Here is a 20,931-nt window from a genome sequence, read left to right as displayed (position 1 = left end):
TATTATAGTACCTTTGCGCAAAATTTAGTCATCATGAGTAGACAGCAAGGACGTAGCGGAAAAGGAAAAACTTCGGGAAAAGGAGATCAGAAACCTGCTAATAAAAAATATGGTAGAGGTGGAGATAATGCAAAAGGAAACAGGTTTCCTAAGAAGAAAGCATCTGCAACTTCTAAAGTTTCTAATCCAGATGAAATACGTTTAAACAAATACATTGCAAATTCGGGTATTTGTTCTCGAAGAGATGCAGATATGCATATCTCTATCGGAAGTGTTACGGTAAATGGAAAGGTAGTAACCGAAATGGGTTATAAAGTGAAGCTAGATGATGAAGTACGTTTTGATGGTGCACGAATTAATCCGGAAAAGAAAACGTATGTATTACTAAACAAACCTAAAGGGTTTGCCACAACAACTAGTGAGAGCAAAGGACGAACGGTTATGGATTTGGTCGCTAATTCTACAAACACACGTATTAAACCCATTGGTCGCTTAGGAAGAAACTCAACAGGATTGTTATTGTTTACTAACGATGATGCAGTAGTTAAGAAGTTTACAAATTCTAAGAATGGTGTTGCACGATTATTTGAAATAGAGCTAGATAAAAACTTAAAGTTTGATGATTTCAAAAAAATCCAAGAAGGCTTTAAACTTGAAGGTAAACTTGTTTCTGTAGAAGAGGTTAGTTATATCGATGGTCAGCCAAAAACCAAAATTGGTCTGAAAATAAAGAATACAGGTAATTCTATTTTACATACTATTTTTGATTATCTAAAGTATGATATTATTAAAGTAGATTGTGTACAGATTGGCCACTTGACGAAAAAAGATTTACCTCGCGGACATTGGAAGCATTTGACACAACAAGAAGTAAATACTTTGCAGATGTTATAATAGCGTCTTATTTTATTGTACCTCCAACCAGATACTTCCACCTCTATTCTTTAAGCATAAAGGCATATTGGCTTTAAACCAATCTTCATGAAATTCTTCTAAAAATGTATTGAACGCGATGATTTTGAACTTATCATTGTATGCTAAAAAAGCACGTAATAAATAATCTTCATTCCAGCTTCGTTTACCATCTATGACCCAACGTTTCGGATATTCAAAAGGATAGAATATATCATGAAAATGAATTTTCACACCTTTTTTCAATCGTGGTAAAACGTCAAACATAAGAAAGTTAACATCGCTACCAGTTTTAGAAACATGCGTAGAATCAATAAATAGAATATCGTTGGCTTCCAATTCTTCAAAAAGCGAAAGTTCAACATCCTGAACAGGTTTTTGGAGAAGTCTAATCGAATCACTTTCAAAAAGAAGCGAGTTTAACCGTTCTGGATAAGGCTCAATAAAAGTACACTCCATGTTGTTATCGAAGAACAAATTATTAGTGTCTAATGTAACTGCAGAACTAAACCCAGATCCAACTTCAATAATACGTTTTGGTGTATACTTTCTGAGCACACAAAAAAGAAATATAGCATCGGAATAACTATACATTCGGTTCTCATAATAATAGCGCAACCCTTCTTTTTCAGTAGCTTCAAAAGGTAATTCTTTGTAATAGGCAGCAAATTCGTCGAGTAAACTCAATTGAGATTCCTCATTAAGATTCAATCCAATAATTTGCCTTGGATGATCTTTCCAGATGTTTTTAGATCGTTTTACGAGATCTTCTTTCGATATTGTTGGTGAATAATAATGTCCTGGTGGAACATGTAGTTGGTCTAATTGCGCTTTTAACCCTTTGACGTATGGTAATTTGTCGACTATTTTTTTTATTGCTCTTTTCACTAATCGTATTTAAAAATTATTGACAACACGTTTTTAAAACATAAGTTGGCATAGGATACTAATTTAGTAAAAGAAACTGAACCGAAGTGAAAACACTTGGTTTTTAAAATTTAAATATTAAAAAACAGACTTAGACTTACAAGTTGAAATTTTCATTTAGTTTTACTGCTGCTGTAGAAGACGTCTTTGTTTTTTTGTAAGCTTAGAAACAACTAAATCATAAGAAATATCTAGCCAACTGTATAGCGTTTCATCTTTAATGCTTCCATCTACCAGAACTTTACTCCAATGTTTTTTACTGAAATAGGATGGTTCTTCAAGAGCAGAGTATTGAGCTCTTAGGTCATCTATAGTTTCTGGTATGCATTTTATACTGAAACTTGAGAACGTATCAATATCTGTTGCTGTAAACATTTTTCCTGCCACTTTAAACACAAGAACATTTTGAAGTTTAGGAAACGGTAATGATTCTGTAACTCCTTGTTTAGATAGACAATATGTTCGGTAGTCTTCGATGTTCAAAATATAGTTTGTATTATTGTTTTATATCATAAGTTAACTCTACCATTCCATCTTTATAAGCCGTAACATCTTTTAGATGAAGATTGTGTTCTTGACCAATAAAATCGAAAAAGAGTGTGCCGTCACCAAGAATAATTGGCATCATTGAAATGATAATTTCATTTGCTAATTTCAAACGAATTACTTCTTTGGTAATCATTGCGCCTCCAACAACCCATATATTCTCATACTTAGGTTTAAGTTTATGGGTTATGAGTTTGTTTATATCTCCCGAAAAGAACATGACATTTTTTTTGTCTGATTTCAAAGATCTATGACTTAATACATAAACAGGCTTATCGCCATAAGGCCATCCTAACTCTAATGCATGTTCGTAGGTTTTTGAGCCCATAACATAACAGTGTATCGTTTTGAGGTAGTTTTCTATATCTTCTTGAGAGAGGGTGATTCCTTTATCATAAGTGTCTTTAGATTGAAGCCATGATACAGTTCCATCTTTTTTGGCTATAAAACCATCTAAGCTTGAAACCATGTGTATAGTAACTTTAGACATAGTATTCAACTTTTTACTTTTACTGTATATGTTGAAATTAAATCTTCACCAATGTATAAATGTACATCGTAAAACCCTTTAGTATCAAATAGGTGTTCTAGAGTTAAATTCTCGTTCTCAATAAGAGTAGATGTAGGCTTTATTTTTTTGTTATGATAGCCATTGTCAATGAGAAACTTGATATCATCTTCTTCAACTGATTTATGAAGTTGATATTTAAAGACAACTTTTTCATTCTTTTGAATAATATGATGCATTTTTTTTGGTGCATCATGACCCGTTAAGTTGGTATAGGCCTTGCCATAAATAACTGGAGCATTAAGAAATTCGTCGAATGTTGGCTTGTTTTCCTTTAGAAGCATCCATCTATCATCTATAGGGAAATGGTTTACAGCAAAGAGTTTCGGGTTGGTAAGAAACATCCCATCGTTATATTGAAATTCAAATTCATTTGTTTCAGGATTTGGTATCCCACTAGCCCAAGTTGGATCGCAGAGATACCACTTTCCGTTAAGTTGAATGACATTCCATGAGTGATTTGGAGCATCAAGCTTTTCGACATCTGTCATGCTCGTTCGTCCAAACCCATGAACGATTTTACAATTGAGGTTGGCCATTTTCGAAAGCTCTTGTAAGATATAAGCATAACCTGTGCAAATGGTTCGTTTTTGTTTTAAGAGTTTACGGAAAATTTCTTTTTTTAAACGCGTATTCCAAGCATTGAGTTTTATACTATCGTTTTTATACTTGTAGCGTTTTCTCTTATTTTTTTGATACAGACTGTAATCATTTGCAATGTTAGAGCAAACCCATAAATAAATGGCTCTAAAGCGTTCTACATCTGTATCTAAATTAGAAGTGAGTTTATAAGCTAATTCTGGTAAATTACTAAGCCCCTCATCTTTGCATGCCATTGCCGCACTATCTGCTTTTCGAAAATTGATATGTTCAAAGTCAGATAATTGTGCATGCGTTTGAAATGCAACTATGAAGAGCAGTACAAATAGCCTTGTTTTCATCTAAACAAATGCTATATTAATTTTTTGAGCGCTTAGATTTATATGGTTTATCTGTAGATACAGCTCCCATGATCTCAACAAGATCGGTTGATAATACTAAATTGATAAATGTTGTATTTGAATCAATTTTAACCTCTTGCTTTTCATAACCTAAGAAGCTAAATACCAAAATGTCTCCTGAGCTTAATGCCTTCGGAAATGTAAACTCACCTTTTCCATCAGTAATAGCCCCAACCTTGCTACCTTTAAGTACAATGTTAACTCCAGGTAATGGTCCTTTGTCATCACTTACTTTCCCTTTGATCGTCATTTGTTGACCAACAGCTGTAGCAGATGCAGTAACTTGCGTTTGTGCATATAGCGGATTAGAGATAACTGCGGCAATCATTACAATACTTATTACACCTAAGGTTTGTGCAATTCTTTTCATCGTTAGTGTTTTCATAATTATAATTGTTTTGTTTACATCAAATCTATAGACTTCACTTTGAGTTTTCAAATGATAGTGAGTAAGCTCAAGTTCTCATTTAGCGAAAATGCTTTTTCAGTGAGTGAAATTTTAATAAAAGTATGAAATCTAAGGTTTTCTAAGAAAAAGTAATCAGACTTTAACGTTAATAAACTTTCAATCCTTAACCTATATTTAATATTCAATTTTAATGACTAGCAATAAATAATTTACTTTAGCTCAAATTATTTTTTTAATTTTAATACTAGCTATTGATTTATTTAAATATTAATAAGGGAGTGTTATATCTTAATTCTAACCTACTAGGTATATACAATTATGAATAAAAAAGACAGTTTAAAGCGTGTTATTGTTGATTTTAAAAAGTTGACACCTGAAATTTTAGCTTTATTAGTAGAAAAATATCCATATGGATATGATGATGGCCATATTATTTCATTTACAAACGCCAAAAATGAAATTGTTGAAGCAGTTGAAGTTACTACAGATGATACCAAATATTTGGTAAAGGTAAGTACCAAACTAGCTGTAACAATGCAAAATTATGATGAAGATGATTATGAGGCTTTTGATAATGACGATCCAGAAGCGGTTCAAGATCCAGGGTTAACGAGCGACGACTAAAATTAGTCTTCCCAAGCTTTAAGATCAAGCCTCAATTTTTTGAGACGGCTTTCTTATGAAAACTTCCCAAATAAAAACGCCATATACAATCGTGTATTCTAAGGCAATTATCCATAAGTTTTCAGACTTATCGGCTTTATTGAGGTTTATGTATGCTAGATAACTTAGTATGATAATAAAACTCCACACTATAGGAAACTTATAATCAGTAAACACACATAAAATCAAAAGCATAGCAACATACCATGGGTGAATAGTTGTACTTAGAAATAAATAGAAAGTAAATGCAAATAACATATGCGTTATGAGCCTTTTTAAATCAACATGTTTCTTAAAAAATGCTAACGAAATGATAAAAACAAAAACCAGAGCTGGTAATATTTTACCAATTATAGCAATTTCATTATAACCTGTAATCCAATAGCCAATATGTCTTGCAACATAATAGACACTGGCGTTAAATTCAAATTTTTGAAACCATAATCCAACAGTTTGCGCATAGTTGTTTATAAATTCTGTTGAAAAGAATGGCGCAAATAATAAGAGTGTAGTAATACCTATAATAGAATAAAATCCAATAAGATTTAAAAACCCTTTTTTCGGTGTTGGTCGCGAAGAGATAAAATAGTAGAAGAATAAAGGTAAAAACAACAATGGGATTAATTTTACCGAAATCGACAAAGCAAAAACAACTGCAGCCCATTTCCATCGTTTAGAATGTAGTAAGTATAAGCTCCAAACAAGGAAGAAAATCATCACGCCTTCAAAATGAAGATTTCCAGTTAATTCAATAATAATAAACGGATTGAGAATATACCAAAAGATATTTTTTACAGGAATATTTAATTTCTTCAAAAGCCGTTTTCCGAAGAATAGTGTACCAAAGTCCGCTGCAATAATTAAGAGTCGTAATACAAGTGCTGAACCTAAAATACTATGACCAGAAAACAACGCGGCAATTGTAAAACATAGTTGATTAATTGGAGGATAGTTAGTGTAATGACTTCCATTGAGTTCACCCATTCCATCGTATAAAGCTTCTGCTTGTAATACTGGCAAATCTGTTCCTGCTTGTATAAATGATTCGGGAGTATATAAATACGGATTTAAACCTTCTAAAATCATACGGCCATCCCAAATAAACCTATAGAAGTCTTGAGATAGATTGGGAATGGCTAGAATAAATATAGCACGACTTAAAAACGCAATAATCGTTAAGAACTTTAAGTGAGTTTTGGCGTATTTCAGAATAAAAATAAAGGTCAACCAAAGCAAACAATATAAAACAATAAGAGTTGTATAATCTGTTCTTATGAGTTCATAAGCGAAAAGCCAATAGAGAATAAGGCTAACAAATGTAAGCAGTAACGGAACTTTATAAAGTTTCCAGAATTGCATTATACTTTAGAAGATAGAGATTTGAAAAAGACGTAGCCAAATCCAACAAATAACATTAAGTGGAACGGAAATAACCCAAAATCACCACCCTGATCACCAACAACAAAGGCATAGTATAATCCAAATCCAAAATAAAGCATTAAGAGCCCTTCAACAATGACATTAAGGGATAGTTTTTTGCGCAAGTATTTGTTGCCTTTCCAAGAGTCTTTTATGGTACTAATATTAAATTTAGGTGTTCTAACAAACTCACTTCGCTTTCCTATGTGTCCTTCAAGAACAGCTATAGAGTTATGTAAAGAAAAGCCCATGGCTATTGAGAAGAATGTAAAAAACATACCTATATAACCAAAAAACCTCTTGAAACCACTTCCATAAATTTGCTTGTACATAAACCAATAGCAGATAAAGAAAATTACCGTACTCATTACAAAGAAACTCATAAAGTAAAAGTAAAAACGTAAATGTGCATATTCGTTTTTGATATAAAGCATTGGAATACTCAACACAGCAACTATAAATACATTTAAAAACATGGTGCTATTGAGTAAATGTAAGAGGCCGTGGACTTTAGTCTTGGTCGAAATATTTTTAGATTTTAAAACGCGCCAAAGCATTTTTCTAAAATTTTCGGCACCTCCTTTATTCCATCTAAATTGTTGTGAACGCGCTGCGCTAATTACTACAGGCAATTCGGCAGGTGTTTCAACATCTTCTAAATATTTAAACTTCCAGTTTTTGAGTTGTGCTCTATAACTTAGATCCAAATCTTCTGTTAAGGTGTCTCCTTCCCAGTTTCCAGCATCTAAAATACATTCTTTACGCCATATGCCAGCAGTACCATTAAAATTGATAAAATGACCTTTACTGTTTCGTCCAACTTGTTCTAAGGTAAAGTGTGCATCTAAAGCAAATGCTTGAATTTTTGTGAGAATAGAATAGTTTCTATTGATATGTCCCCAACGTGTTTGAACAACGCCAATATCTGGCTGTTTAAAATATGGGATTGTACGTTTCAACCAGTTTTTCTTTGGAAGGAAATCTGCATCGAAAATGGCAATAAACTCGCCTTTAGCAATTTCTAAACCTTCTTTAAGTGCTCCAGCTTTAAATCCAGTCCTATCTGTTCTAGTAATCTGTTTAATGTCTAAGCCAGTTGCTCGTAATTTTTCTACATGCTTTCGTGTGGTCTCAACAGTTTCGTCTGTTGAATCATCTAGAACTTGTATTTCTAATTTGTCTTTAGGGTAATCTATACGCGCAATATTGTCTAACAGGCGCTCCATTACGTACATCTCATTGTATACAGGTAATTGTATGGTCACTAAAGGAATTTCATCTGGGTTAGATAAATCAAAAGTGTCACAAGTCGTATCTGCTCTTTTCGAAGACAAGTAATTAAAGAGTAGGTTGAGCTGTGCTAAAGCATACATAAAAATAAGTATGATAGCAATGGTGTAAATGACAATTATGGTCGTTTCAAGAATCATTTTTTAAAACTGTATTTAAAAATCCAGCCTAGGATTTTTACGCCTGCAAATATAGCACCTTTTACCGTACCTGAAACTTTTGAGACGCCTATTCTATTTCTATAGTTTACAGGGACCTCAGTGTAGCTCAATTTTTGTCGTAATGCCTTGAGTTGCATTTCTACGGTCCAGCCATAGGTCTTATCTTCCATTTTTAATTGAAGAAGTTTCTCATACTTAATCGCTCTAAAAGGACCTAAATCTGAAAACTTAGCTCTAAAAAACAAAGTCATCAATGTAGTAGCTAGCCAATTTCCAAAGATTTGCGGACCTGTCATAGACCCTTTTTCTCTCAGACTCTTAACTCGTGCTCCAATAACAAAATCAATATTATTATCAATTATAGGTGCAACAATCTTTGTTAGCTCTTCAGGGTAATCACTGTAATCACCATCGAGAAATACTAAAATATCTGGATGCTCTGGTTCTGGTTGGCTGGCGATATAATGCATTCCTTTCAAACAGGCATAACCATAACCTCTATTTTGTTCAGTAAGTACAGTAGCTCCTGCATTTTTCGCATTGATTTCGGTATCGTCGTTAGAATTATTGCTCACTACAATAACTTCGTTTACAATGTCTGGAATATCTTTTATAACATGCGTTATAGAATCTGCTTCGTTATAAGCAGGAATAATCACTTTAATTTTGGTCATTTAAGATCGCTGAGTTTATTTTCTTTTTTAAATGACGCTAAATCCGTCCATTCTTTTATTTTTTTTCCTTTGGAATATTTAACGGCCGAAACCAGTTTTTCATTTTTATACATTAGACAATACCCGTTTTTTTGATTGTTATCTAATTGACATTTATGATTTATCTTTTCTTCAGAATCATAAAACAACCACCAATTTTTCTTTTTCCCATTAACGTAATGACCTTCAGATGTCTTTTTTCCATTTAGGTTGTAAAATTGCCAATAGCTAGTGAATTTTCCTAACTTAAACTCACCATCTTTTTCCAATTGTCCATTTTTATGATAAAACCTCCAATAGCCAGTCGTTTTATTGTGCCTAAAATGCCCTTCTTTTTCAAGTCGACCATTTTTGTAATACGATTTCCAATATTTGGTTTTTAGATCATTAGAATAATGCCCTTCTTCTTTTAATGCGTTATTAGCATAATAAAACTTCCAATGGTTTATTCGTTTTCCATTGCTATAGTTTCCTTCTTGGATAATACTATTTTTATCGTAGATTTTCCAATAGCCAGCCCTTAAACCATTTTTGAAATACCCTTCTTTTTGAAGTTGACCTTTAGCATTGTAAAACTTCCAGAAGCCATTTTTCTTATCGTTATTATAATGACCTTCTTCAGAAAGTTGGCCATTTTCATGATAAAATTTCCAATACTTTGTTTTTAGATTATTGTCTAACCAGCCTTCAGATTTAATAGTTCCATTTTCAAATGGATTTTTCTGATAGGTGTTTTGTCCATATACTGAAAACGAAAACAGAAGGCATATTACTATTAGTCTCATTATTTTTGATTTACCAAATCCATTAGGTCTACGTCATTACCTAATAATACTTCTGTCGGATTAATTCTTCCTTTCATACTATCATTCTCCAATTTTAATACACCTCTTGGGCAAACAGCAGAGCAAATGCCACAACCAACACAACTAGATCGAACAATATTTTCGCCTTTTTGTGCATAAGCTCTAACATCAATTCCCATTTCACAATAGGTAGAACAATTTCCGCAAGAAATACATTGTCCGCCATTTGTTGTAATTCTGAAACGCGAGAACATACGCTGTTGGAACCCTAATATTGCTGCCATTGGGCAACCAAAACGACACCAAACACGATTTCCAAAGATAGGGTAGAAGCCCGTTCCGATAACACCAGAAAAAATAGCACCTATAAGAAAACCGTATGACGTTCTTAAAGTCTCTGCTTCAAAAATGAAAAGTTTGGTTTTCGAACTAAAGAGGTGAATGGCAATTAAAGCAATTATAATGGCAAAATAACCAATCGCTCCATATCTAGCATCTTTTCCTAATTCATTGCGCTTAAAAATCATAACCAAGGCAAAAATTAGAGTAAGAAAACCAGCTACAGAGAATAAAAACACATCTCTTGTTAACCAATATTTATCTGGGTCATAGCCTAAATACGTATAAATAACAGCTGTTGTCATTAATACCACAAAAACTAAAACACTATGAATTACCCATCGTTCTATTTTCCAGGCACTCTGACTTTTATCACTCAAATGTCTAAACGAATCACCAGCAGTTTCTGCTAATCCACCACAACCACAAACCCATGAACAATACCAACGTTTTCCAAATTTGAACGTTAATATAGGTGTGATTACAAAAATGGATACAATTCCAAAAATGAGCATAGCCATACCAATAGTACCACCATTGATAAATGAATTGATACGATACTGTTCAAAGTTATAATAGTTAAGTGGCCAAACATTTTTAAGATCATAGTATGGCAAATCTGAATTCATGACATACATAAATTCAGGAATTAAAAAGGCAAATGCTAATTGAAAGAACATTACCGAAATGGTTCTGATTTGTTCATAACGATTATGTCTGTATTTCAAAATAAATTTGTAGCCAAAGGCTAAAATAGCAATAGTATAAAGTGTTCCGTAAACAAACCACTGACTTGCAGGTCTTCCGCTTAGTAGTTGACTTAATGGATCGAATAACCCAATTAAACCTGTGTTCGCTGCACCATCAACACCAGCTCCAAGAAGGCCTTCATAGAAATAAAGTACCACGTAAAACGAGGTCAGTACGATTCCGGTAATCCATCCTAGTGAACCACGAGAGGATATCGACTTAAACCAAACACCATCATTCTTGATACCTTTTAGTTTTGTAAGATAGGCGTCATTTGCAAATAGAATTGTTCCTACAGAAATTAACGATAATGAAACGGTTAAAAATATTGAGGTATTAGGTAAGTCAAGATTAAATAAAGCTAAGACTAAGATGAACAGTCCAATGACTCCCATTCCTACAGCTAATTTTTGCTTCTTTGATAAGTCTTGAGCATCAGGTTTAGCTAAAGACATACTATAGTTTAATTTATTACTCATAATTATGCGGTTTGTAGTTGGTTGTTGTAGGCACTTAAAATATCTTTTTCAAAATGCTTGTAAAATTCAGGATCAAAATTGGCCTCTATGAGATGATTCATTACATAGTCGACATCTCTATTTTCAGTAAGCCATGTATCAAAAGTCTCATGTCGCATTCGTATTCCAAAAGTGTTAATTCCTAAAAACGCATTAGTATCTTTATGATAGGCTACTGTTATACACTTGGTGTCGTCTTCATGTTTCCAATGAAAATGTTGTTCATAATCTTGTTTGCTTTTTTCGCTAAATACCCAACCATAGGTTTGATATTCGATATCTAAGAACTTGGCCGAATTAAACCAATGTCCTGGTTTATATTGAATACGATTTCCACAAATGGTTTGTGCTAAGGTTTCGCCCATCATACGTCCAGTATACCAAACAGCTTCGATAGGTCTCCGGTTTCCAATGGCTTCATGTTGCTCAGCACAATCGCCTATAGCATAAACATCTGGTATATTGGTTTCTAAATATCTATTTACTTTTACACCACGCCCAGTTTCAATGTTTGAAGATTTTATGAAGTCAATATTAGGAGATACACCTGCAGTTAGACCAACTACATCACAAGGAATCTCCTCGCCTGTTTCTTCAATGATTATAGATTTTACTCGTCCGTTATCGTCACTTTTAATTTCTTTTAGGTTTGTAGATAAGCGTAAATCTATATGGTGATTTTTAATATGTCTGTTGATCATAGCACTTTCACCTTGAGGTAATACGCCGTTCCAGAAACTGGATTCGCGAACTAAAAAAGTAACAGGAATATGTCTAGAATTTAACATTTCAGCTAATTCAATACCTATAAGTCCACCACCTACAATAACAGCTCGCTTACAAACGTCATTATTAGGTGCATTTTTCTCTAAAGCATCTAAATCTTGTTTGCTATATAAACCTTGAACACCTAATAAGTCTTGACCAGGCCATCCAAATTTGTTAGGTTTGCTTCCTGTTGCTATAACTAATTTGTCATAACTTAAAAAATCTCTCTCGTTAATTTTAAGGACCTTATTGTCGGTATCAATATGATGAACATAACCTCTAACAAGTTCAATTCTGTTCTTTCTCCAGAACCAATCTTCATAAGGTTGTGTATGCTCAAACTTCATATGTCCCATATAAACATACATTAATGCAGTACGAGAGAAAAAGTAATCGGTTTCTGCCGAAACAATAGTGATTTTTTTGTCAGAAAGCTTTCTAATGTGTCTTGCAAGTGTGACACCTGAAATTCCATTTCCAATGATAACGATATGCTCCATAATTTTTTGGTTGTTACTACGATTCTGTCGTTACTAAAGATAAGAACTTAATTGTGCTTTCTAATTTATATCTGTTTTAAATTAAAATTTTTCTGTAAGGTTTTCTTCGGAAATTAGACAGGGCGTTTTTTTTAAAATCCTTGTAAGTAAAGGGTTTTTAACCGACTTAGCCATAGTAAAAATTGTAATAAAAGAATTTATAATCATGAAAAAGATCATATTAATACTAGCATTTTTTGGAGCATTAAGTTTTGGATTTGCGCAGAGTACTTCTGAATTTTTTAAAACTGCAGATGCTTTTTTTAAGGCTAATGTATCCAATGGGAAAGTGGCTTACTCAAAGATAAATGACAACCCAGAGGCTTTACATAAGTTAGTGTCTTTAACCGAAACTATTTCTGTGTCAAAAAACGATGCTAAAACCTATCAAGCATTTTGGATTAATGCCTATAATATCTCTGTGATTAAAGGTATTATAGATAACTATCCAATAAAATCACCTTTAGATAAAGCGGGTTTCTTTGATAAAACCAAATATAAAATTGCAGGTGAATCTATCACATTAAACGATATAGAAAACAAAAAATTAAGAGCGCAATTTGGCGATGCACGTTTTCACTTTGTATTAGTATGTGGTGCTAATGGTTGTCCGCCTCTAATTAATAAGGCTTATTTGCCAACTACTTTAGAAAAGCAATTACAGAAGCAAACCGAAATAGCACTTAATAATTCCAATTTCATAAAAGTAAAAAAGAACAAAGTTGAGCTTTCAGAAATTTTTAAATGGTATAAAGAAGACTTTGTGAAAAATGGTAGCGAAATAGATTTCATCAACACCTTTAGAACTGATAAAATTGCTACAAAATCTAAAGTGTCCTATTACGCATACAATTGGAATTTAAACAAACAATAAAAAAGAAAAATTAAACAACCAAAAAAGAATTAAAATGAAAAAAATAATCACATTAATAGCTATAGTAAGTTTTACATTTTTAGGATTTTCTCAAGAAGATCAAGAACCTGAAAAAAGTGTTATTCAAGAATATACACCTTCAAAATTATTAAATAAAGGGCAATGGGATATTAAATGGTTTAATAACCTTTACACACAAACAGAAAGTACATTTTCAGATGGAGAAGAACCAAGACAAACATTTTTCACATCTACATTAGATATATTCACAGGTGTTTCAGAGAGCAGTAGTTTTAATGTTGGATTATTATTAGAGTTTCGTTCAAACGTTATCAACGATAGAAATGCATTAGATGTGTTTTCATTTGATGGCGAAAGAGGAACTGCTCGTTCTGGGTTTACATCATTTGCACCAGCTGTAAAATTCAATCCAATTAAAAGTGTAAGTAATTTTACAATTCAAACCGCTTTTCATATTCCATTAGTGGATAATGAGACTGAAGATGGTGTGTTTTTAGACCAAAAAGGGTTTATTTTTCAAAATAGATTCTTTTATGACTATACGTTTCCTAGTGGAGACTGGCAGATTTTTACAGAACTTAATACTGAATATAACTTCGGAAAAAAAGAAGATAGTTTTGCCAATAATAGTTTAAGCCTTACACCAGGCGTATTTTTAAGCTATTTTCCAAGTCAGAAATTTACAATATTAGCATTGGTACAGCATCAACAACGTATAGATACTGGTAATGATTTTGAACAAGATTTTACTGCTGTTGGAGGAGGTGCAAAGTACCAATTGAGTAAAGTTTTGAATATTGAAACCTTATATACCAATTTTGTTAGAGGAAATAATACAGGTCTCGGACAAACATTTAACATAGGCTTAAGAGCATTATTCTAGTCTTTAGTATTAAATTAGGAGTCTAAATTAAATCTCATGAGAATTTTTAGACTCCTAATTTTATTATGTGTCATTACATCGTGTGCTGCACAGCCCGAAAAAATTAATGGTTTAAGTTTTGTAGCTGCTCCTGATGCTATCGACGAATCTCATACAAAACCAGTAGTTAACGTTGGTGCAAATTATACGGCAATTATGCCTTTTGGCTTCATTCGAAATTTAGAGCATCCAGAAATTGCACATAATACAGATCGCCAATGGTATGGTGAAACCAGAGCTGGAGCCAAACAATACATAGAAGAACTTAGAAAGAAACAGATTAAAATTATGGTCAAACCTCAAATTTGGGTTTGGCGAGGAGAGTTTACAGGATACATTAAAATGACTAATGAAGCCGATTGGAAAACACTCGAAGAATCGTATTCCAAATTTATTTTAGAGTATGCCGATCTGGCTCAAGAAACAAAAGCTGAAATTCTATGTATTGGTACAGAGTTAGAGAACTTTGTAAAAGAACGTCCAGACTATTGGAATAGCTTAATCAAAAAAATCAAAACCATTTATAAAGGCCAATTAACATATGCTGCTAATTGGGATGAATTTAAGCGCACACCATTTTGGAGCGAATTAGATTATATTGGTGTTGATGCCTATTTTCCGGTGAGTGATCAACAAACACCTACGGTTGAAGAATGTAAAGCAGGATGGCAAAAGCATAAAACAGTCATTAAATCACTTTCTGATACACATAACAAACCTGTTTTGTTTACCGAATATGGTTACCGAAGTATGGACTACACAGGTAAAGAACCATGGGAAAGTGATCATACAATCAAATCATTAAATTTTGAAGGGCAAACCAATGCAACTCAAGCTTTATTTGAAGAGTTTTGGAATGAAGAATGGTTTGCTGGTGGTTTTATTTGGAAATGGTTTCATAATTATGATAGAAGTGGTGGAGAAAAAGACAATCAATTTACACCACAAAACAAACCTGTGGAAATGGTCTTACAAACTTTTTATAAAACCAATTAAAATACTCGTCATTTAACGTAAGGAAATGTGATGTAAACGACCAAAGAGGTCTAACAACAATCACATGAAAACTGTAATCGCATTACTGCTTTTAGTAACAACATTTGTACAGGCACAAGACGCTACTGTGGCCGATTTAAAAGTTCAAGGACATAAAAAACTCAAGGCATCATTTGTTAGAAAGATTTCTAATATAAAAACAGGAGTAAAACTAGATTCATCAGTAATCGAGGCCGATATCAAACTCCTAAAACGTTTACCATCAATAGCACATGCTTACTATCAAGTATTTCCTGCAGATGAAGAGAATACCTATAATGTCTTTTATAATATTGAAGAGAATTTTACTATTATTCCATCTGCTAATGTCTACACGACAAATGATGATGAATTTGCCTACCGTTTAGGATTATATGAGTTTAATTTATTTGGTCAAAATATGACCTTTGGCGGATTCTATCAAAAGGATATTTATGATTCGTATGCGTTAAATTTTAGAGCACCTTATTTGTTTTCTAGACAGTTAGGGTTAGCTGTCAATTATCAAGACCTCACAACACAAGAACCTGTGTTTTTTGATAATACAACCTCAGATTATAAATACAATAATGAATCTATAGAAGTATTAGGTTTATTTCAACTCAATTTTAATAACCGATTCGAATTTGGATTGAATTACTTCACCGAGGATTATGAATATAAATCTGGAGCTACAAACCCAGACGTACCTTTAGAATTAAGAGTGCATAAATTGCTCTATAAATTAATTTATGAATACAATAATCTAAACTACGATTATCAATACGTTGAAGGCTTTAGAAGTATTTTTAATTTCCAATATGTGACCTCTAGAAACGAATCGCAATTACCAGCCTTTTTAATTGGTTGGAATGATTTTCAATATTTTCAACGATTCGGAAACAAAGGGAATTGGGCAAGTCGATTACGATTAGGTGTTGCTACAAATAACGATACACCATTTGCTCCTTTTTCAGTAGATAATAACTTAAACATTAGAGGTGTAGGAAACACTATTGATAGAGGTACAGCCGCAATTGTACTTAATACAGAATATCGTCACACACTCTATGAGAAAGACTGGTTTTCACTACAAGGAAACGCATTTATAGATGCTGGTAGTTGGCGAAATCCTGGAGGTGATTTTGGCGATTTTAGCGATTCTCAAAATATTAGAGTTTATCCAGGAGTTGGTCTTCGATTTATTCATAAAAAGATCTTTAATGCGATTTTTAGAATCGATTATGGTATAGGTGTCACCGAAAACTCTACACAAGGATTGGTATTTGGTATTGGTCAATATTTTTAATTTTCTTTTTTTACATGCTATAATCTTATAGATTTGCGATAAGCGAAAATGATATGAGAACACTAGCCATAGGAGATATTCACGGCGGATTACAAGCTCTTATTCAACTGTTAGATCGTGCAAAAGTAACCAAAGACGATGCACTTATTTTTGTAGGTGATTATGTCGATGGTTGGAGCGAATCTGCACAGGTTATTGAATATTTGATCGGTTTGTCTAAAACCAATAACTGCATATTTATTAAAGGAAATCATGATGTTTGGTGTGAAGATTGGTTGCGAACTGGTTATGGTGAATCTGTATGGTTGATACATGGTGGGGAAGAAACAGTTGAGAGTTATCAAAACTTTTCTGAAGAAGACAAACGTAGGCATCTCGATTTTTTTGAGTCCATGCCTTTATATCATATCGATGATCAAAACAAGTTATTTATTCATGCCGGTTTTACTTCAAAAGAAGGTGTTACACAAGAGATAGATCAAGAGAATTTCTATTTCGATCGTACGTTATTGGAAATGGCTTTAACCATGGAAAAACGAGTTATTCAATCTCCGCAATCATATCCATATAGACTAAAAAACTATAAGGAAATTTATATTGGGCATACGCCAACGATTCGTTTTAATAGCGACCTGCCAATTAATGCACTTAACCTCTGGAATGTTGATACAGGTGCAGCTTTCACTGGAAAGTTATCTGCAATAGATATTAATACTAAAGCAATTTTTCAGAGTGATGCTTTGCCAGATTTATACCCAAATGAACTAGGGAGAAATAAGAACTAATCAGCAAATATGCTTCTTGTAATATGCAAATAATTCATCGGCAGAAGCCCCAAACCATTTCTTTACATAAATGGTCCAAAAGTGATATTGGAGTTTCCATACACCATGTTTGCGATAGAGTCGTGCTGAGGTTTCAATCTTTTTATTGATTACAACAAATTCCTTTCTTTCATAAAGGGCATTGATCAATATATTGTCTTCATAAATGATATAGCTTTCGTCATAACCACCAATTTCCTCAAACAGTTGTTTTGTGATAAACTGACTTTGGTCTCCACCACGACAAGCTCTCCAACGAAACTGTGTAAGCCAACTAGCTAAGCGTAGCCACCAATGACTACTATCAAATTTTAATCTGAAACAACCAGCTTGATGTCCTTTTTCAATTTCATCAATAATGAGTTGGTCATAACGATGTGGCGGAAATGAATCGGCATGCAGGAAATATAATATATCTCCAGTAGCAACCTTCGCACCTAAATTCATTTGTTTGGCTCTGCCTTTTGGGGCAGACAATAATTTAATGTTTAGGTCTAAAGCTTTTATAAGCTCTTGAGAACCATCAGTGCTACCACCATCTACAACAATAATTTCTGAAATGGTTTGTAATGAGGCATTGTCTATTAAGTGAAACAAGAGTTTTTTAATAGTTTGGGCTTCATTTAAAACAGGAATTATTATCGAGATGTTATTCATTCAAACTCCAGTTATAATCTTTATAGCTCTTTTTTGCTTTAGCCGAAATTTTAACGTCTGAATACTGATTTAAAAAATCGATTAACGTCTTACCCTTGCTTTTAAAATCGCCACCATACCACTTAAATATTCGTGATAGCTTGATGGAGTTTTCACTAAGCTCATTCTTTGACGTATCACTTAAAAATCCTCGAGTTAATAAATCTAGATCTGCTTCTAGATCTTTTTCGGTAAAGGCTTTATTGTATAATCTTGGACAGGATACAGCTGCGCAAACAAGTGCAAAGTGAATACGAGGTTCATCCATTTTACGAATGATACGATGCTCAACATCATTTAAGGTATACCATTTTTCACCAATTCGTATAAAACGATGACTCCATGGTCCGCTGATATCTTTAATACTTTTTGTTGGGTAATTATCTAATATAAGCTTCACTGTAAATGCATTGTATACATTCATCCAATAGGCGAGTGTTTCATCCTTACTCCAAGAGTCTTGAGGAGGTATTTCAGACAATAAGTCTAAATAAGCATAGAAGACTGTCTTATCTTCTTTAAACCCTTTGTAATTAACATTTCCTTGTTCTGAAACATGCTTTTGAAGGAGTTCATTCCAAGCTGAATGGTTTACTCTAGCTCTTATCGCGTTGGTACTAGTAGATGTTGGCTCATCTAGCTCAACTTTGGTAGCTTTAACCTCTTTTGATGCTTCATTCATCTCTTCAATTTCCTTTTCTGATAAGACCGTTTCTTCTACATCAAGTTCGGTCTCATCGATTTCTATAATTTCAACATCTTCTGTATTCGTTTCAGTAACAGTTGTCTCTTCTTTTGCATCCTCTTTAATCACAGCCTTTGTTGTACCACAACTATAAAGACTAATGCCAATGTATAAGAACACGATATATTTTAGATTATTCATGTTTCAGTTTTAATGTTCATTATAAACACTTACGACAATTTTTAACTTTTGGTTTTAAGTGGATATAATTCTTGTTGAAAAAAATCTTTTGGGAATTCTTCGTCACCATCAAAACCAAGTTCAATATCTCTTCCATTGTGAGGTATATAGTTCGTTTTGAAGATATAATCCCAAATACTTAATGTTAGTCCGTAGTTTACGCCAAACCTAACATGTTTGGGAAGTTCTTTGGCATGATGCCAGATATGCATCTTCGGATTATTGAAAATGTATTTGAATATACCATAGTCCCAACCAAGGTTAGCATGGTTAAGATGGCCAATGGCAATACTGAAAAAATGAACTATTGCAACATCTTTAGCATCAAACCCACCAATAATTGCAATAGGTACATAAAGTAATGTTTTATAGACTACAGGTTCCATCCAATGATAGCGTAAATGTGCCGCAAAACCCATTTCCTTTACAGAGTGATGAACTTTATGGAAATTCCATAACATAGGTACACGATGTAATAAACGATGTGTGTTCCATTGAACAAAGTCACTAACGATGAAAAAGATGAATAGACCAAGCCACTTTGGTAGATCGTCAACATCAAAGAGCTGAAAATTAGAAATCGAAAGCCCCATTATTTCTAAGACATCATCAAATAGAGCCGAAGCCGTATTTGATAGGGCCATAAATACGAGTAAATTCAGAAGAAAAAAATTGAAAAACATATAAAAGGTGTCCAACCAAAAGTCTTTCCTAAATATGCCTTGATTTTTTCGCCAAGGAAATACTATTTCTAGAATCCAAACAATAAGCGAAATAGCTATCAATCCATAAAAATAATTATCCCAATTGTTTTGAAGAAGAATTTCATTTTTAAGGTAATTCCAGTAGCCAGAATAGGAATTTGCAATAATATCAATATACTTTTCGATAGACAGGTAATTAAGAAAGGGTTTCTAATAACTTAAATAATAAACCACTCACAATAGCAGCTATTGGAAGCGTTAGCAACCAAGATAACAATATTTTACCAATCATATTATAATCGGCTTTTTTTGTAACCGTTCCAATTCCAAAAATTGAACCAACAGAGACGTGTGTTGTAGATACAGGTAAGCCATGTATGCTTGCCGTTGTAACCAATAAACCAGTAACCATGTTTGCTGTAAATCCTTGACCTGAATTCATGGGTGTTATCTTTTTACTCATAGTTACACCTACTTTTTTAGCATTAAACAATCCTCCAACAGCCATAACAATTGCAATAATAATCATGCTCCATTTTATGTCTATAGCGTTAATAATTAACAGTAATCCGACAATTTTTGGAGTATCATTTAAACCACGTGCAAAACTTACAATTCCAGCGCTTAAGTAATGCAAAGTGTCTAAAACTTTTTGAGAGCTTAAACCAAAAATTTGACCATCATAGGTTTCCATTTTTTTTTGAATTGTAGCCTCAATTGTTTTTTTTGTTTTTAACGTTGCCACACTATCCATATTAAGTGAAGCAATAGTTGAGATTCGCTTTTCGTGAATATTAAGATTTGTTTTTTTAGTAACACCTAGTCGTTTTCTAAAAAACCTAAAGAATAGATAAGCAATTAAACTAATAATTGCAGCCATCAAAGGACTTACAATTAAAGGCATTAAAAAGGTGCCTCCAAGTTTTGTAAAATTGAACTGTGAACCAACAGCCATAACTCCAGCACCAAATAGAGCACCTACTAAACTATGTGTTGTTGATATTGGCATTCCTATTTTTGTAGCTATAAATACAGTTAAAGCAGCGCCAAATGCAATTGATATTGCAAAAATAGGCATGGTTATTAGTTCATTTGGAACTAATCCTTTTCCAGAAAAATTTTTTACTAATTCATTGGCGAAAAAAATGGCAGCAACAGATCCAGAGAATGTGGTAATTGTAGCCCAGTTAATAGCTTTTTTATAATTTGTTGTTCCGCTTCCAAAGAGTGTGGCAACACCTTTGAAATTATCGTTAGCTCCATTACTATAAGCTAAAAAACAAGCTGAAATAAACAGTAAGGTTAAAATCATT

General features: G+C 33.1%; 22 protein-coding genes. 7 read left to right on the top strand and 15 right to left on the bottom strand.

The features are described 5' to 3' along the window. The first annotated feature begins 33 nt into the window (after positions 1 to 33). Positions 34 to 894, top strand: a complete 861-nt coding sequence (locus tag Q0783_RS01620; protein WP_298892734.1) for a pseudouridine synthase — start codon at positions 34 to 36, stop codon at positions 892 to 894. A gap of 12 nt (positions 895 to 906) precedes the next feature. On the opposite strand, the gene Q0783_RS01615 is transcribed toward Q0783_RS01620, so the two are convergent. From Q0783_RS01615 to Q0783_RS01595, 5 genes are all read right to left on the bottom strand, one after another. Continuing rightward, positions 907 to 1,800: a class I SAM-dependent methyltransferase gene (locus tag Q0783_RS01615; RefSeq protein ID WP_298892732.1), complete on the bottom strand. Its 894-nt coding sequence runs from the start codon at positions 1,798 to 1,800 to the stop codon at positions 907 to 909. A gap of 162 nt (positions 1,801 to 1,962) precedes the next feature. Beyond that, positions 1,963 to 2,322, bottom strand: a complete 360-nt coding sequence (locus Q0783_RS01610) for an MmcQ/YjbR family DNA-binding protein (RefSeq protein ID WP_298892730.1) — start codon at positions 2,320 to 2,322, stop codon at positions 1,963 to 1,965. Positions 2,323 to 2,335: 13 nt separating this feature from the next. Continuing rightward, the gene (locus tag Q0783_RS01605; protein WP_298892728.1) at positions 2,336 to 2,875 is read right to left on the bottom strand and encodes a dihydrofolate reductase family protein; all 540 of its coding nucleotides are present in this window, start codon (positions 2,873 to 2,875) and stop codon (positions 2,336 to 2,338) included. Between the two features lie 5 nt (positions 2,876 to 2,880). After that, a complete protein-coding gene (locus Q0783_RS01600) occupies positions 2,881 to 3,894 on the bottom strand; it encodes a transglutaminase domain-containing protein (protein ID WP_298892726.1) in 1,014 nt (337 codons plus the stop codon). A gap of 16 nt (positions 3,895 to 3,910) precedes the next feature. Next, on the bottom strand, positions 3,911 to 4,339 hold the full coding sequence (locus Q0783_RS01595; RefSeq protein ID WP_298892724.1) for a carboxypeptidase-like regulatory domain-containing protein: 429 nt from the start codon (positions 4,337 to 4,339) through the stop codon (positions 3,911 to 3,913). A 342-nt stretch (positions 4,340 to 4,681) separates the two neighbouring features. Between Q0783_RS01595 and Q0783_RS01590 the strand changes: the two genes are divergently transcribed. Then, positions 4,682 to 4,987 carry a hypothetical protein gene (locus Q0783_RS01590; protein ID WP_298754666.1) on the top strand — a complete coding sequence of 102 codons (306 nt, stop codon included), beginning with the start codon at positions 4,682 to 4,684 and terminating at the stop codon, positions 4,985 to 4,987. 24 nt (positions 4,988 to 5,011) lie between these two features. Here the strand turns inward: Q0783_RS01590 and Q0783_RS01585 are convergent, their stop codons facing one another. The 6 genes from Q0783_RS01585 to Q0783_RS01560 are packed head-to-tail and all read right to left on the bottom strand — an operon-like array spanning position 5,012 to position 12,290. After that, positions 5,012 to 6,385 (bottom strand): mannosyltransferase, encoded by a 1,374-nt coding sequence (locus tag Q0783_RS01585; protein ID WP_298892721.1) that lies wholly within the window; start codon positions 6,383 to 6,385, stop codon positions 5,012 to 5,014. Next, the gene (locus Q0783_RS01580; RefSeq protein WP_298892719.1) at positions 6,385 to 7,875 is read right to left on the bottom strand and encodes a cellulose synthase family protein; all 1,491 of its coding nucleotides are present in this window, start codon (positions 7,873 to 7,875) and stop codon (positions 6,385 to 6,387) included. Before Q0783_RS01580 ends, Q0783_RS01585 begins: the two co-directional genes overlap by 1 nt. Continuing rightward, positions 7,872 to 8,570: a glycosyltransferase family 2 protein gene (locus tag Q0783_RS01575; RefSeq protein ID WP_230934125.1), complete on the bottom strand. Its 699-nt coding sequence runs from the start codon at positions 8,568 to 8,570 to the stop codon at positions 7,872 to 7,874. Before Q0783_RS01575 ends, Q0783_RS01580 begins: the two co-directional genes overlap by 4 nt. Continuing rightward, positions 8,567 to 9,394 carry a toxin-antitoxin system YwqK family antitoxin gene (locus Q0783_RS01570; RefSeq protein ID WP_298892717.1) on the bottom strand — a complete coding sequence of 276 codons (828 nt, stop codon included), beginning with the start codon at positions 9,392 to 9,394 and terminating at the stop codon, positions 8,567 to 8,569. Before Q0783_RS01570 ends, Q0783_RS01575 begins: the two co-directional genes overlap by 4 nt. Then, positions 9,394 to 10,983, bottom strand: coding sequence for a 4Fe-4S dicluster domain-containing protein (locus Q0783_RS01565; RefSeq protein ID WP_298892715.1), 1,590 nt, complete (start codon positions 10,981 to 10,983; stop codon positions 9,394 to 9,396). Before Q0783_RS01565 ends, Q0783_RS01570 begins: the two co-directional genes overlap by 1 nt. Positions 10,984 to 10,985: 2 nt before the next feature. Then, positions 10,986 to 12,290 carry an FAD/NAD(P)-binding oxidoreductase gene (locus tag Q0783_RS01560; RefSeq protein ID WP_298754679.1) on the bottom strand — a complete coding sequence of 435 codons (1,305 nt, stop codon included), beginning with the start codon at positions 12,288 to 12,290 and terminating at the stop codon, positions 10,986 to 10,988. A gap of 205 nt (positions 12,291 to 12,495) precedes the next feature. Between Q0783_RS01560 and Q0783_RS01555 the strand changes: the two genes are divergently transcribed. From Q0783_RS01555 to Q0783_RS01535, 5 genes are all read left to right on the top strand, one after another. Continuing rightward, on the top strand, positions 12,496 to 13,203 hold the full coding sequence (locus Q0783_RS01555) for a DUF547 domain-containing protein (protein WP_298892713.1): 708 nt from the start codon (positions 12,496 to 12,498) through the stop codon (positions 13,201 to 13,203). A gap of 34 nt (positions 13,204 to 13,237) precedes the next feature. Continuing rightward, entirely contained in the window at positions 13,238 to 14,107 is an 870-nt protein-coding gene (locus tag Q0783_RS01550) for a hypothetical protein (protein ID WP_298892711.1), read from the top strand. Between the two features lie 36 nt (positions 14,108 to 14,143). Then, the gene (locus Q0783_RS01545) at positions 14,144 to 15,142 is read left to right on the top strand and encodes a glycoside hydrolase (protein WP_298892709.1); all 999 of its coding nucleotides are present in this window, start codon (positions 14,144 to 14,146) and stop codon (positions 15,140 to 15,142) included. A 64-nt stretch (positions 15,143 to 15,206) separates the two neighbouring features. After that, a complete protein-coding gene (locus Q0783_RS01540) occupies positions 15,207 to 16,469 on the top strand; it encodes a POTRA domain-containing protein (RefSeq protein WP_298892707.1) in 1,263 nt (420 codons plus the stop codon). Between the two features lie 53 nt (positions 16,470 to 16,522). Then, entirely contained in the window at positions 16,523 to 17,254 is a 732-nt protein-coding gene (locus Q0783_RS01535) for a metallophosphoesterase family protein (protein ID WP_298892705.1), read from the top strand. Here the strand turns inward: Q0783_RS01535 and Q0783_RS01530 are convergent, their stop codons facing one another. The 4 genes from Q0783_RS01530 to Q0783_RS01515 are packed head-to-tail and all read right to left on the bottom strand — an operon-like array spanning position 17,255 to position 20,930. Beyond that, complete coding sequence (locus tag Q0783_RS01530) at positions 17,255 to 17,950, bottom strand: TIGR04283 family arsenosugar biosynthesis glycosyltransferase (protein WP_298892703.1); 696 nt, start codon at positions 17,948 to 17,950, stop codon at positions 17,255 to 17,257. Continuing rightward, the gene (locus tag Q0783_RS01525) at positions 17,943 to 18,875 is read right to left on the bottom strand and encodes a DUF547 domain-containing protein (RefSeq protein ID WP_298892701.1); all 933 of its coding nucleotides are present in this window, start codon (positions 18,873 to 18,875) and stop codon (positions 17,943 to 17,945) included. The genes Q0783_RS01530 and Q0783_RS01525 overlap by 8 nt, the downstream gene beginning before the upstream one ends. A gap of 41 nt (positions 18,876 to 18,916) precedes the next feature. Next, positions 18,917 to 19,804, bottom strand: a complete 888-nt coding sequence (locus tag Q0783_RS01520) for a sterol desaturase family protein (protein ID WP_298894157.1) — start codon at positions 19,802 to 19,804, stop codon at positions 18,917 to 18,919. A gap of 10 nt (positions 19,805 to 19,814) precedes the next feature. Beyond that, a complete protein-coding gene (locus tag Q0783_RS01515; RefSeq protein ID WP_298892699.1) occupies positions 19,815 to 20,930 on the bottom strand; it encodes an inorganic phosphate transporter in 1,116 nt (371 codons plus the stop codon). Position 20,931 lies beyond the last annotated feature (1 nt).

Origin of the sequence: uncultured Psychroserpens sp., from assembly GCF_947500255.1 — a bacterium.
In the GTDB taxonomy this organism is placed as follows: Bacteria; Bacteroidota; Bacteroidia; order Flavobacteriales; family Flavobacteriaceae; genus Psychroserpens.
The sequence above is the reverse complement of the archived record's forward strand: the minus strand, read 5'-3'. Positions and strand labels throughout refer to the sequence as shown.